This is a genomic window from Psychrobacter pacificensis (assembly GCF_900101915.1).
GTDB classification, from domain to species: domain Bacteria; phylum Pseudomonadota; class Gammaproteobacteria; order Pseudomonadales; family Moraxellaceae; genus Psychrobacter; species Psychrobacter pacificensis.
Genome location: NZ_FNAL01000001.1, coordinates 224,073 through 237,999 on the forward strand (window position 1 = coordinate 224,073; position 13,927 = coordinate 237,999).

Consider the following 13,927-nt stretch of genomic DNA (forward strand, 5'->3'; position numbering starts at 1 on the left):
ATAACGACAAGATACAGGGATAGTTATGTTTTCTAAAATTCTAATTGCCAACCGTGGTGAAATTGCTTGCCGAGTGGCCGCAACTGCCAAGCGTCTTGGCGTCAGTACCGTCGCTGTTTATTCTGATGCTGATCGCGAAGCCAAGCACGTGCCGGTTTGTGATGAAGCGATCTATCTAGGCGGTTCGGCACCGAAAGACAGCTATCTCAAAGGTGATGCCATTATTGCCATCGCCAAGCAAACAGGTGCTGAGGCCATCCACCCAGGCTATGGGTTTTTGAGTGAAAACGCCGATTTTGCACAGGCCTGCCAAGATGCTGGTTTGGTGTTTATCGGACCCTCTGCTGAGGCGATTCGCGCCATGGGCGGCAAATCTGAGTCCAAGCGCTTGATGGAGGCCGCTGGCGTGCCGCTGATACCCGGCTATCATGGTGACAATCAAGACGCCCAGTTTTTGCAGCAGCAAGCAGATGATATTGGTTATCCTGTCTTAATCAAAGCGAGTGCAGGCGGTGGCGGCAAAGGCATGCGTATCGTTGAGCAAAGCAGCGATTTTGTCGATCTATTAGACTCGTGCCGCCGTGAAGCAATTACCAGTTTTGGCAATGATCAAGTGTTGATCGAAAAATATGCGCTCAAACCACGCCATATCGAAATCCAAGTATTTGGCGATACGCATGGCAATTATGTGCATCTGTTTGAGCGTGATTGCTCCGTGCAGCGTCGCCATCAAAAAGTATTAGAAGAAGCGCCAGCACCGGGTGTCGATAGGGCCATGCGTGAAGCGATGGGTACGGCTGCAATTGAGGCGGCGCGTGCGGTTAATTATGTCGGCGCTGGCACGGTTGAGTTTATTGTGGAGCAGCGCGAAGGCACGATGAATTTTTATTTCATGGAGATGAACACGCGCTTGCAAGTTGAGCATCCAGTCAGCGAAGCCATTACTGGTGTGGATTTGGTCGAGTGGCAACTGTTGGTCGCTGCAGGTCAGCCATTGCCAAAATCGCAAGACGATTTGACGATCAATGGTCATGCGATCGAAGCGCGTATCTGTGCTGAAAACCCTGACAATAATTTTTTACCAGCGACAGGAACGTTGTTTACCTATCAGAAGCCTGAGCACAGCACCTTTGTCATTGATAAAAACGGCGCTGATGTGCGTATCGATGATGGCGTACGCGAGGGTGATGTCATCAGTCCCTTCTACGATTCTATGATTGCCAAGCTTATCGTCCATGCGCCCACACGCGAGCAAGCGTTGGCGAGACTAGATCGTGCATTGGCGCAGACGCGTATCGTCGGTTTACCAAATAATGTGGCATTTTTGCGTTATATCTTAAATACCGATTCATTTAGCACAGCCAATCTTGATACGGCATTGATAGAGCGCGAGCAGGACAAGCTGTTTGATCAGCATCCGCTTGGATTATCAACGCTTGTGGTGACGGCTATTACGCAGCAGCTTGCGAGCGAAGCCGTATTACAAAAGATCGACAACGACCCCTTTAGCAAGCCGACAGGGTTCCGTGCTTATAGCGATTACACTCGCTCATTTAGCCTCATTTATAATGAGCAGTCATATATTGCTTGTATCAGCAATTGGCACAATGCGAGTTGCTTTGATAATAAAAAAGGTAGCGAGAATCTCAGTAGCTTTGCGCTTGTCATTGGCAAAGAAATCGCGAATACGCAGGATGATAGCAATATCAATGTCGCCGCTCAGACTGAAACGGTTTATGAAGGGCAAGTCAGTTATGATAGCAGTGATGCGCACAATCATACCTTATGGTTAGAGGGTGCACGTATCAGTGCGCAGAGCTGGGTTAATAATGAGACAGTTTATGTGTTCACAGATAGCGGACGCGATGAGATTACCTTAATTGATGTGATGGCGCATGTGGGTGAAGACACAGCAGCAGTCGGCAGCTTAAAATCACCGATGCCAGGGCAAGTCGTTGCATTCAAAGTAGCTATTGGCGATACTGTGAAAAAAGGCGAACCACTTGCGGTCATTGAGGCCATGAAGATCGAACATACCATTACCGCACCAACTGATGGTGTGGTAGCAGAACTATTATTTGCAGCAGGTGATTTGGTCGCTGATGGTGATGAGCTACTGCGTATCGATAGTGAAAGCGAATAGAAAAGGACAATAAGCATGAGCCACTCGTATCCAAGCCATGTCACCATCGTCGATGTCAGTCCGCGTGATGGATTGCAAAACGAATCCATGACGGTACCGACCGCGGTTAAACAAGCCTTAATCAATGATTTAATTGACGCAGGGATTAAAAAACTGGAAGCGACCAGTTTTGTCTCGCCAAAGTGGGTGCCACAAATGGGCGATAACAGCGCATTGCTGGATGCGCTTGCGCCAACGCGGCAGAAGGACGTTTGTTACTCAGTACTCGTGCCCAATATGCGCGGCTTTGACAATGCGATTGCCTACCGTCCTGATGAAATTGTTATTTTTGGCTCAGCCAGCGAAACCTTTAGCCAAAAAAATATCAACTGCAGTATCGATGAGAGTATTGAGCGTTTCGCGCCCGTTGCCGCTGCGGCAAAAGCGCAAGGTATCAAAGTACGCGGCGTTATCTCTTGTACCGTTGGTTGTCCTTATGAAGGCGAGATTGACCCTAGCCAAGTCGCTTATGTCACCAAGCGGTTGATTGAGATTGGTTCAGAGCAGATTGGCATTGCTGATACCATTGGTGTGGGTACACCCCTCAAAGTGCAGCGCGCCCTACAAGCAGCCCTTGAGTATGCTGATATTGCCATGTTATCAGGTCACTTTCATGATACTTACGGTCAAGCACTCAGCAATACCCTAGCGGCATTACAAATGGGTGTCAGCGAATTTGATACCTCAGTCGCAGGCCTCGGTGGCTGTCCGTATGCCAAAGGCGCAACGGGCAATGTCGCGACCGAAGATGTGGTATATATGCTGCATGGCATGGGTATCAGCACGGGTATCGATTTGGAAAAATTGGTCGTGGCAGGCGAGCGTATTAGTGGGTTTTTAAAGCGTCCAAATGGCTCAAATGTGGCACGGGCTTTGATTAATAAACGTCAGTCTTAAAAAATTATCGTAAAAATGAAATATAGTCGAACCACTATTAAAGTGTTACAGCGTTAGACTCGTTTAGCCTACTACTGTAGTACTTGCACTCGTCTGCCTTGTACCACTTTTAATATTGATTGACTATACTAAAAAACAAGGAATGGTTATGAGTTTACCTGGATTGAACTTTCAGCTTGGCGAAGATATTGACGCGCTACGTGATGTCGTACAGCAGTTTGCGGCCAATGAGATTGCCCCGCGTGCAAGCGAGATCGACAGCAGTGATGAGTTCCCTATGGATCTGTGGCAAAAGATGGGCGATCTGGGTCTACATGGCATTACCGTCCCTGAAGAGTATGGTGGCTCCAACATGGGCTATGTCGCTCATATGGTGGCGATGGAAGAGATTAGCCGAGCGTCGGCATCGGTGGCGCTTAGCTATGGTGCGCATTCTAACTTGTGCATTAACCAAATCAAACGCAACGGCTCTGAAGCACAAAAACAAAAATATTTGCCAAAACTCATCAGCGGCGAGTTCATCGGTGCATTAGCAATGAGTGAGACCGGTGCTGGTTCAGATGTCGTCAGCATGAAGCTCAAAGCCGAAGAAAAAGACGGCAATTACATCTTGAACGGTAGCAAAATGTGGATCACCAATGGGCCTGATGCGGATGTGATGGTGGTCTATGCCAAGACCAATCCTGAGATGGGTGCCAAAGGTATGACTGCCTTTATCGTAGAAAAAGGTATGGAAGGGTTTGGTACCGCGCAAAAGCTCGATAAGCTTGGCATGCGCGGCAGCCACACGGGTGAGATGATTTTTAACAATGTGACAGTACCAAGCGACAATATCTTGGGCGGTCTCAATGAAGGCGTAAAAGTGCTGATGAGTGGCCTAGATTATGAGCGCGCTGTCTTGGCGGCAGGGCCTATCGGTATCATGCAAGCAGTGATTGACAATGTCGTCCCTTATATCCATGAGCGCAAGCAGTTTGGTCAAGCAATTGGTGAGTTTCAATTAATCCAAGGCAAAGTGGCTGATATGTATACTATTTTGCAGGCAGGACGCAGCTTCTTATATACCGTGGGTAAAAACCTCGATATGCTAGACGCGCACGGCGCAGGACACAGCCGAGAAGTGCGAAAAGACTGTGCTAGTGTGATTTTATGGTGCGCCGAAAAAGCCACATGGATGGCAGGTGAAGGTATCCAGATATTTGGCGGTAATGGGTATACCAACGAGTATCCACTCGGTCGCTACTGGCGCGATGCTAAGCTGTATGAGATTGGCGCAGGTACTAGCGAGATTCGTCGTATGCTGGTCGGTCGTGAGCTGTTTAACGAGACCAAGTAAAAAAGGGTTAGGGCAGTAGCTAGCAAAGCTTTGACCTTATAAAAGAGAAAAGTATCTAATAAAAAAGCAGCACGCTTTAAACGTGCTGCTTTTTTTGTCAGTGTGACAGTATGATGTTGAGTTATCTATGACGGATTATGACTTATTACGATAATCAAAATACCGTGCCAGACCATTTAATAATAAATCATCGCGCAAGCGTACGGGGCGATTGACATGCTGCGAGATAGTGGCCGCATCGCCGCCTGTCATGATCACCTCAAAGTTTGGGTGACGACGACTAATCTCATTGATTGCACCAACGATAGAGAGCAAGATACCGCGGTGCACCGCGTCTTGGGTGGTCATGCCTTGGCTGACACTATCAAACGTGCCGTTAGAGATGGTGATTTGTTTGGTTCCAGAAAACAGAGACTCGCGTTGTAGGTAAATACTGGGGAAGATATAACCACCCAAATGCTCAGCGTGATCAATCAAGTCAATGGTCACTGCCGTACCGCAGCCGATCACGCATTGGCGTTTTTTCTTATCGACGGCTCCTAGCATCTGTAGCCAGCGATCACAGCCGAGCTGCTGGTCATTATAAGCACTTTTCATAAGCGCATGCGCGGCATCAACATGGACAAACTCAAATGGAATGTTCAAACGACTGAGCGTCTCTGATACTTGGGCATTGAGCGCATCGCCCAGTACGGATGAGATACCAATAAAATCGGGCGCATAACGCTCAAAGCGGTCAGTCAGACCCATGAGTAATTCAGCGGGTGCTTGCAGATGCTGCTTGGCATCATGTGAGACTATCTGCCCGATATCGTCGGTCAGCCAGTATTTTAGGCGGGTATTGCCAAGATCAAGCCAGAGCATAAAAATCCCTTTATATAGCGCTCGTTAATGATGGTGCTCGTCAGTGTTATGATTAAGCCTAGGGCGTGTCCCTAATAAATAACGTCAATACGTCCAGTAAAAAGCGTAGAAATCTTACCGTTATCTTGCTGTAATTGCAAACACCCATGAGTGTCGACACCGCAAGCGACTCCCGTCATGACTTTTTTCTCATTATTATAGTCTTGGGTAACACGTAAACGCAGACCGGCTAGCGCATCCATCGCTGCAAACTGCTGTAAGAATCCATCTAAATAATAGGTATGCCCCGTTGGTTTTTCGATGGCCAAATGCTCAAAGCGGGTCATCGCTGCCATCAGTGCCGTCGTCATTTGCTGATACAATGTTTGTAAGTCTGGCAGGCGAGTGGCTTGTGTTGCTGGCTGCAGCACTGCATAGATATCTTGGAGGCTGATGGCCTGATAACTCATCCCCTCAGACGTTTGCGCGGTGAGTGTTGGCGCAGCTTTTACATTTAACCCAATGCCTAGCACCACACCAACCAGCTTACCTGATTTGGTCACGGGTTCTATCAAGATGCCAGCGAGCTTTTGAAAGGGCAATGTGCGATGAAGTGAGATGGCGCTGTCTAAAGCTGAACCGTCGGGTGCAGAGTGCGCCAATTCAGAATGATGACTGGCTTGACTCTGATAAAACCCCAAATCATTTGCCCATTTCACCCCAATTGGCGTCAGACCTTGCGCTTGTAGTTGCCCATTTACGGTTTGGATAACAGGCATTTTTGCCAGCTCAAGACCAATAATCAAAGACAGTAGCCCACTAACTGGCATATGTACGGGGTGATATAGCGACAGGTAGACATTACCGCGTGGTGACTGCCACGAGCGCCCATGTTGACCACGTCCCGCGCTCTGCGTCTCTGCGGTCAAGACGTGTACGGTAGCAGCATCTAGCGTGCCATCTTGCAGCGCTGCGATCAGCTCGCTATTGGTCGAGGCGCTACTGGCAACGTGACGGTGGTTAAGCTCGGATAAAGAGGGAGAGAAATTGGTGAGTGGTGGCATAAGTTTAATCGATGTGGTTAAAGGAAACTTTGATATACTAAGCGGTTACCAAAGACAGCATACCAAAGACAGAATACCAAAGACAGAATACCAAAGACAGAATACCAAAGACAGAATAAAGGTCACGTTGAGATTTGGCAAATACAGTTAAGTGCGCTAAGAAACCAGTAAGTAGGCGATAAAATTAATACTAGGGCGTGTTGAACATTCGCAAATAGGCACTGCTGATCGCTAAAATTGTTCCAGACAAGGCACAAAGCGACGATAATGCAAATGCCTTAACGAGATTTGTAACGCAGTATGGGGCAATTTTAGCATCAGCCCCAACGATAAAAGCAGGGGACAGGACTCTTTTTTGCCGCTTCATCGTTAAAAATAAGCGCTTAGAATGACTAAACTTATTATTTTTAACATCGAATCGCCTAAAAAATAGTCGCTGTCAGTGCCATGGTCGAATGTTCAACACGCCCTAGGCCAGTATTATAAAAGGTTTGTTCTATGATGTTATATGTGTGGTTTGTGATTGCAGGGGCGTTTGCAGGTGTCAGTGCAGGCTTGTTTGGCGTGGGCGGCGGCATGATTATCGTTCCTGCACTGGTCTGGATTTTTACCGCGTATGACTTTTCGCCAGAGGTGGTGACACACCTAGCTATTGGTACGTCTCTTGCGACCATTGTTGTGACCTCGATCAGCTCACTGACGGCTCACAATAAACGCGGCGGTGTCCGCTGGGAAGTATGGCGCAAGATGGCGCTTGGTTTGGTGGTGGGGAGTTTGGTCGGCGCTGGTATCGCAGATATGATTGATGGTCAGGCGCTACAAGCCATCATTGGGGTCGGTGCGCTATTGGTTGCGCTAAAAATGCTGTTCTTTTCTAACAAAGAGCAAGTGGGTAAGCCGCTGCCACCTGCTGGGGTACAGTTTGGCGCTGGTACGGGCATTGGCATGGCGTCCTCTATCTTTGGGATTGGCGGTGGTAGTTTGACCGTACCATTTTTGAACTGGGCGGGGCTGCCGATGAAGCAATCGGTCGGTACGTCAGCGGCGTGCGGTCTACCCATTGCTCTGGCTGGCGCGGCTGGATTTGCTTGGTTCGGTCAAGATGTGGTCAATCTGCCTGAAGGCACCATCGGATTTGTCCATGTCATAGGATTTTTGTGTATTTCGGTGGCGAGCTTTGCGATGGCAAAAGTGGGTGCCAAACTCGCTCACGTACTGCCTGCCTTGATGCTCAAGCGCGCGTTTGGCATATTATTGATATTTGCAGGAGGGCAGTTGTTATTAAGTGGATTGGGTGTGTTGTAATCACGACACATCTTTGTTGTAAAAAATGTAAACCATGAGACATTATTAGTATGAAAGCAGCAGAAAAATATCGCCGTGTCTTTGGCTCGGTGAGGCACTTGAAAGATCAGCTATCATGGACGACTGGTCTTACCAATATGGTAGAGTTTTTGGCGTGGGAGCCCAAGCAAATTCTTGGTATCACCAAAAAGCAATATGTACGCCAAATCATTGAGTGGGCTACCCAGCCTGAGCTAGCAGGCAAAAGTGTAGAAGAGATTGAACACGCCATTATCAAAAAGCTCAACGCAAAAATGCATGACACGGAGCAATTAGAAACCTATTCATCCCAAAGGGTCGGTATCTGTCATCCGAGAGAGGCCACCCGCCGTGTCATGTTTTTTTCTGAAGAGTATCTCAACAAAGAGTTCGATATCTTTTTAAGTTTATGTAGTGATGTCTACTTAGACTCATTTTATCAGCAATTCATCACCTTTGAGCCAAATGGGTCGTGGTCAACCCATGGCAACAGTGGATTGTTTGAGGCCAGCACAGAGCTAAAAGCAATGTATATGGACAATTTGGCCTACAACCATCAGGCGAATATGCTGGTAGCCAATGAATTGAAATTTAATGGTCGAAAAAACCCAGATCAGCTGCTCAAGTACTGCGTGATGTATGAGCATTTACTTGATAAAGGCTTTATTGATAAAGGGGCTAAGTTTTTGTTGTTGTTCATCGGCGGCAGTGAGCTAGAGCACAACAAGCAGCGCTTAGCCGACCGAGAGCTGGCGCTGTGTCACAAAAGACCCAAAAAATATCAGCATCTATTAAGACCAGAGCTGTTAGACATCGTCGATCATCTGCAAGTGGCCAGTATCACGTGGTCAGCATTGATTGCGTTCAATCAACGCTACTTAGGAGAAAACGAGGTCAGCCAAGTGGAGCAAAAACTATTACGAGGGTTTCATCAAAGCCTGAAGGCAAAATCGTTTATGCACTTAGACGTTTAACCCTAAAAACTTACAACAATTTCAGGTAGAATAGCCGCCTGTTTTCGCCATATCAACTGACTATTCATGCGCTTAAAATCCCTAAAGCTGGCAGGCTTCAAATCTTTTGCCAACCCAACGACCTTTACTTTTCGTCATGGTATCACCGCCATCGTCGGGCCAAACGGCTGCGGCAAATCCAATGTGATTGATGCCATACGCTGGGTGCTGGGTGAGACCTCTGCCAAGCAGCTGCGCGGCGGGGCGATGAGCGATGTCATCTTTGCTGGTACGCAAGACAAAGCGGCCAAGAGTGTGGCGAGTGTCGAGCTGACCTTTGAGCATACCCAAGATGAGCAGACAGGTATTCGCCATGAGCTTAACTTGTACCAAGAGCTGTCCGTTCGCCGTCAGGTCAATAAAGACGGCCGCTCAGATTACTTTATCAATGGTACGCGCTGTCGCCGCCGCGATGTGGTCGACGTGTTCTTGGGAACAGGGTTGGGCGCGCGTAGTTATGCGGTCATTGAGCAAGGTATGATTGGGCGGATTGTTGAGTCAAGTCCTTTGCAGCTGCGTGAGTTTATCGAAGAAGCGGCTGGGGTGTCGCGCTATCAGGCGCGGCGTGAAGAGACACAAAAAAAGCTTGAGAAGACAAGAGACAATCTGGCGCGTCTGCACGATATGCAAAGCGAGCTGCTCCGCCAACAAAAGACACTGTCCAAACAGGCAGCGAGCGCGCAGCGTTATGAGGAAATCTCACTAAGCTTGGCTGATATTGAGCAGCAGCTTGCCATTCAGCAGCTCTATCAGGCCAAGCAGCAGCAGCATCAGCAAAAAATCGCACATGAGCGCAGTACGGCTGAAGTGTCAACATTGCAAGCCGATTATGACACGCTAAAGGCAAAGCAAGATAAGCTCACCGCTCGTATTAACCAAGAGCAGTGGCTCAAAGATGATGCCCAAAGCGCGCATTACGAGCAGCAGCTGGGCTACCAAACTGCCGAGCATCAACTGAGTGATGCCACTGCACAGCTGGCAGCCATTGAGCAGCAACTGTCTCACTTAGCGCAGCAGCGTGAGCAATCACTCGCTGATATTGAGCGGCTTAACGCTGAACAAGCTGAGCAGCAGCAAGCATTAGAGACGTTACGCCCACAGCTCGCTGAGCTGAGCGACAAGCGTGATAACCACAAGCGTCATGAGCAACCATTGCAGCGCGCGTGGCATGATGCGCAAAACCAGCTGTCACGCTTGCAAGACAAGGCTCGCACGCTTGAGCAGCAGCAGGCGATTAATACTCAAGCACAAAAGCGCCATCAGCAAAGCGATGATAAGTGGCAACGCCGCGCGCAAAACTGGCAAAACCTCTGGCAGCAATTACAGCAGTCTATAGCGCCATCTGCCAGTGCTGTTAGTGCCAGTGCTGATGCAAGTCAGGCAGCGGACGAGCAAGACTTGCATCAGGTGCTAGAAGAGCAAGTCGCTAAGCTGAGCAAACAGCTACAGCAGATTGAGCGTCAGCAAGAAGGGGTGGATGAACGTCTGTCTGAGATACAGCCGCAAGCGCATCATTTGCAGCAGCGACTGAACACGCAGCAACGCGAGCTGAGCGATGATGAAAAACGTCATGCGTTACTGGCAGGTGAATACGACACTTTGCATCAGATATTGCATCCAAAACCTATATCAAACTCTCAAAACAAAGCAGCTGCAACAAATAACACCGATAGTGGCGCTGTAAATACGCAGCAATTGGCTATTACGACGCTGCGAGAGCAGATTGAACTGAGTGCGACGGGCCAAGCACACGCACAGCTGCTCGATAGTATCTTGGCGTTATGGCTAGACAGCCATGTATTAATTGCAAGCCGTGCTGATCATGTGAATGATGCGGATCAAAAAGCCAATAGTTTGAGTTTGTGGCAAGCACTTGAAGATGATGTTACTGATTTACTGACTTATCAAACCATACAAAACACCTCAGCCAGTACAAAAGACAAAACACTAGCAACGGGTCATAGCCTATGGTTGCCTGCGAAGCAAAATAAAACCAGAGACAGTGCCTTTACCAGCGACTTACCAGAGAGCTTAACTGATAAAGTGTTGCCATTATCACAGCTGATTGCGCAGCCTTTGCTTGCGCTATGGCAGCAGTGTTATCTATACACAGCGCAGTTTGAGTCTACTAGTGAGCATGATATTAACGTGTTTGCCGATGTCTTAAAGTCATTACCGTCATCAGCGCTTCTGCTGACTGCTGATGGTTGGATCATCAGTCGTCAAGGCACGCTTAATTTGAGTAAGCTCGCTGGCGCGCAAGACGATCAAAGCGAGGGCAGCAGTCAGTTTCTCACCCAGCGTTTGGCGCAGCGCACACGTTTGCAAACGCTAGAGGACCTACTCGGTGAGCTAGAGTTGAGCATCGACAATCAGCAAAAATCTATCGCAAAAAATCAGCGCGATTATGATGCGTTGATAGTCAGTTTGGAAGAAACGCGCGCCCAAGCTGAGCAATTAACCCGTGATAAGCATCGATATCAGCAGCAACTGACGACCGAGCGCGCCAATGCCGAGCGCTTGCAAGCAGACAGCCAACGCCTAAATGCTGACAAAGCGGCGCTCGAGCAGGAAAAGCAAGAGCTTGCGCATGAGGCGCAGACACTTCTTCATGAGCAGCAGGATATCGAACGCGAGATCGCCACACTCACGCCGCAAATAGCAGAGGCACGAGCGACCAATCAGCAATTACAATCTGAGCGCAGCGAGCTAAACCGCGCACGTCAAGCCGATGATGAGGCTTGGCAGGCACTGCAGCTACGTATTCAGCAGTACGAGATGCGCCTAGAGCATCGTGTGAGCAGTCTGGCGCGTGCAACCGAGCAATATGATAAGTCATTAAAGAATGAGCAGAGTCTACAGACGCGTCACAAGCAGCAGCAAGCCAAACTGCCCGATCTGCAAGCCGAACTGCATAGCGCACAGACAATGCGTGATGAGCAGCAAGCGTTATTGACCGAGCGTGATAGCGCGCTCACAGCGCTAAAGCAAGCGTATTCTGAGCAGCAGACGGCATTTGATACGTTGCAAAATACCTTGCAGAAGCAGCAAAGCGAACTTGCACAGCATGCAACTGAGTTAGCATTAAGTGCCGCGCGTTTAGAGGATGCAAGTAGACATACCCAAAGCGCGCTAGAGGCTTATACTCAAGTGAGTGAGAAATACAAAACGCAAGCAGAACACTCGCAACAAACCATGAGTGTCTCAAACTTGCTGGCAGACTTTATCGCTCATGATCGCCGTGTGCGTCCAGACAAAATCGCTGAGCTTGCGTCCGAGCGCGCCAAGCTTGCGCAGCAATTAAGTAAGATTGGCGCTGTCAATCTTGCTGCTGTCGCGGAGTTGGCCGAGGTCAATGAGCGCTTGGAGCCACTTGCGCAGCAGACCACCGATATCGCCGCCAGTATGCAGACATTGACTGAAGCGATTGCTTCGATCGATGAGACGACCAAGACGCTATTTATGCAGACGCTCGATGCGGTCAATAATGAGCTGGCCAATTTGTTTGCCAAAGTCTTTGGCGGCGGGCAAGCCAGTCTGACGTTGAACACAGACGAGATGCCAGCCAATACGCCAAAATCAGAGCAATGGCGAGCAGGGCTTACCTTGATGGCGCAGCCAAAAGGCAAGTGCAATAGCCGCTTAGCCGTACTCTCTGGCGGTGAAAAAACACTGACCGCATTGAGTTTGATTTTTGCGATATTTAAGCAGCATCCGGCGCCGTTTTGTGTGCTTGATGAAGTTGATGCGCCGCTCGATGATGCCAATGTTGCGCGTTTTACTAGCCTCATTCATGAGTTGGCAGATGACTTGCAGTTTATCTTTATCAGTCATAATAAACTGACGATGCAGATTGCCGATGAGCTAAAAGGCATCACCATGCCAAGCGCAGGTATTTCTACCCTAGTCAGTGTGTCGCTTGATGAAGCCGCGCGTTATGTAGAGAGCTAAGACCAAAAAAGCCAAAATTAAAAGCGCTATGAGAATCAAAGCGATGCAAATATAATCAATCCATCGGCATAAATACAAATAAGCTTGACCTCAGTCCAGCATACTGGTTATAAAGTACACAATGTGGTGACGACATGGGTCAGCCATGCTAGAATATTGCCATTTATGCTCGTTTGTGTATTCCCTTTTGTTATATATACTAGGATGTATTTATCATGACCGCTATTCAGTTTGTATTGATTGCCATTGCCGCGTTTATCGTGCTCGCAGGGCTGTTTATGGTCATTCGCAGTTTTAAGCGCCGTAATGGTGCTGAAGCTGCTGCGGTCAATTATGATAAAAACGGTATTCCCATCATACCGCGTCATGAGCGCAATATCGTTGATCAGCCAGACTTTGATGATACGGTTGCTGGCGAGACGAGCATTGGCCCTGACCGCACTTATCTGAATGCGGTCGTTGAAGAAGAGCCATTGACGCAGACTCATACTAACGTCGATCCCCAGCTGACTGCTGAGCGTGACACTATGGCAGATGAAGATCATGACGTCGTCGACAATGAGGACTATGCGCGCTGGCAAGAAGAGCAACGTCGCGCTGATAACGCTGAGTTTTTAGAGGCGGCTGAGCAGATGCATATCGAGCAAGAGCCTGATGCATTCTCTAGCCTCATGTCGGCAACAGATAGCTTGATGCCATCGATTGACACGGCAGAAGAGCCAAGCTTCGACAACAACAGCCCGATACTGGATCAGCATTTATCAGAGTCAGGCGATGATGCGCAAAACGGCCCCTTGATCAATGCCAAAGACAACATCAATATCACCATCTTGCCGCACCAATATCGCGATCGTCCAACCGCGATTATCCGTGGTCATGATCTGCTAGCATTGATTGATAAATATGGTCTACGCTATGGCGCGATGAATATGTTCCATCGCTACGAGCAAAAAGACGGCACGGGTATGCTGTGGTTTAGTATGATGGGTATCACCGACAGTGGTATCGCGCCCTTTGATCCGCATAGTGTCGCGACCAACACGTATAACGGCATCGTTATGTTTTTATCATTGCCACATCCTCAAGCCGTGCGCAGCTTCGATAGCATGATGAGCATTGCTTATATGATGGCAAGCGATCTTGACGCGATTATGCTCGATGAAGAGAACCAACCAATCACGTCTGAATACAAGCAGCAGCTACGTAATCAAGTTCGTGATTATGAAGGCTAAAAGCTTAAAGGCGAATAGCTCGAAGGCTAAGTAAATCAACTGCTAAAAACAATTATAGAGTGTTAAAAAGGCAAATAGCGATTCAT

General features: G+C 48.5%; 9 protein-coding genes. 7 read left to right on the forward strand and 2 right to left on the reverse strand.

The genetic code is table 11. From position 1 onward, the window contains the following. Positions 1-25: 25 nt before the first annotated feature. The 3 genes from BLR43_RS00980 (at position 26) to BLR43_RS00990 (ending at position 4,415) form a co-directional block, all read left to right on the forward strand. Positions 26-2,143, forward strand: coding sequence for an acetyl/propionyl/methylcrotonyl-CoA carboxylase subunit alpha (locus BLR43_RS00980; RefSeq protein WP_093067683.1), 2,118 nt, complete (start codon positions 26-28; stop codon positions 2,141-2,143). A 15-nt stretch (positions 2,144-2,158) separates the two neighbouring features. Further along, positions 2,159-3,079 (forward strand): hydroxymethylglutaryl-CoA lyase, encoded by a 921-nt coding sequence (locus tag BLR43_RS00985; RefSeq protein ID WP_093067686.1) that lies wholly within the window; start codon positions 2,159-2,161, stop codon positions 3,077-3,079. A 148-nt stretch (positions 3,080-3,227) separates the two neighbouring features. After that, positions 3,228-4,415: an isovaleryl-CoA dehydrogenase gene (locus tag BLR43_RS00990; protein ID WP_093067690.1), complete on the forward strand. Its 1,188-nt coding sequence runs from the start codon at positions 3,228-3,230 to the stop codon at positions 4,413-4,415. A gap of 135 nt (positions 4,416-4,550) precedes the next feature. Here the strand turns inward: BLR43_RS00990 and BLR43_RS00995 are convergent, their stop codons facing one another. Continuing rightward, the gene (locus BLR43_RS00995; protein WP_071002319.1) at positions 4,551-5,279 is read right to left on the reverse strand and encodes a pantothenate kinase; all 729 of its coding nucleotides are present in this window, start codon (positions 5,277-5,279) and stop codon (positions 4,551-4,553) included. 71 nt (positions 5,280-5,350) lie between these two features. Next, positions 5,351-6,322 (reverse strand): biotin--[acetyl-CoA-carboxylase] ligase, encoded by a 972-nt coding sequence (locus tag BLR43_RS01000; protein WP_093067694.1) that lies wholly within the window; start codon positions 6,320-6,322, stop codon positions 5,351-5,353. Between the two features lie 501 nt (positions 6,323-6,823). Here BLR43_RS01000 and BLR43_RS01005 point away from each other — a divergent pair. The 4 genes from BLR43_RS01005 (at position 6,824) to BLR43_RS01020 (ending at position 13,841) form a co-directional block, all read left to right on the forward strand. Next, on the forward strand, positions 6,824-7,627 hold the full coding sequence (locus BLR43_RS01005; protein ID WP_167669366.1) for a sulfite exporter TauE/SafE family protein: 804 nt from the start codon (positions 6,824-6,826) through the stop codon (positions 7,625-7,627). A 50-nt stretch (positions 7,628-7,677) separates the two neighbouring features. Next, entirely contained in the window at positions 7,678-8,619 is a 942-nt protein-coding gene (locus BLR43_RS01010) for a hypothetical protein (RefSeq protein ID WP_093067699.1), read from the forward strand. 66 nt (positions 8,620-8,685) lie between these two features. Beyond that, a complete protein-coding gene (locus BLR43_RS01015; RefSeq protein WP_093067703.1) occupies positions 8,686-12,609 on the forward strand; it encodes an AAA family ATPase in 3,924 nt (1,307 codons plus the stop codon). A gap of 215 nt (positions 12,610-12,824) precedes the next feature. Next, on the forward strand, positions 12,825-13,841 hold the full coding sequence (locus BLR43_RS01020; RefSeq protein ID WP_071002312.1) for a cell division protein ZipA: 1,017 nt from the start codon (positions 12,825-12,827) through the stop codon (positions 13,839-13,841). Positions 13,842-13,927 lie beyond the last annotated feature (86 nt).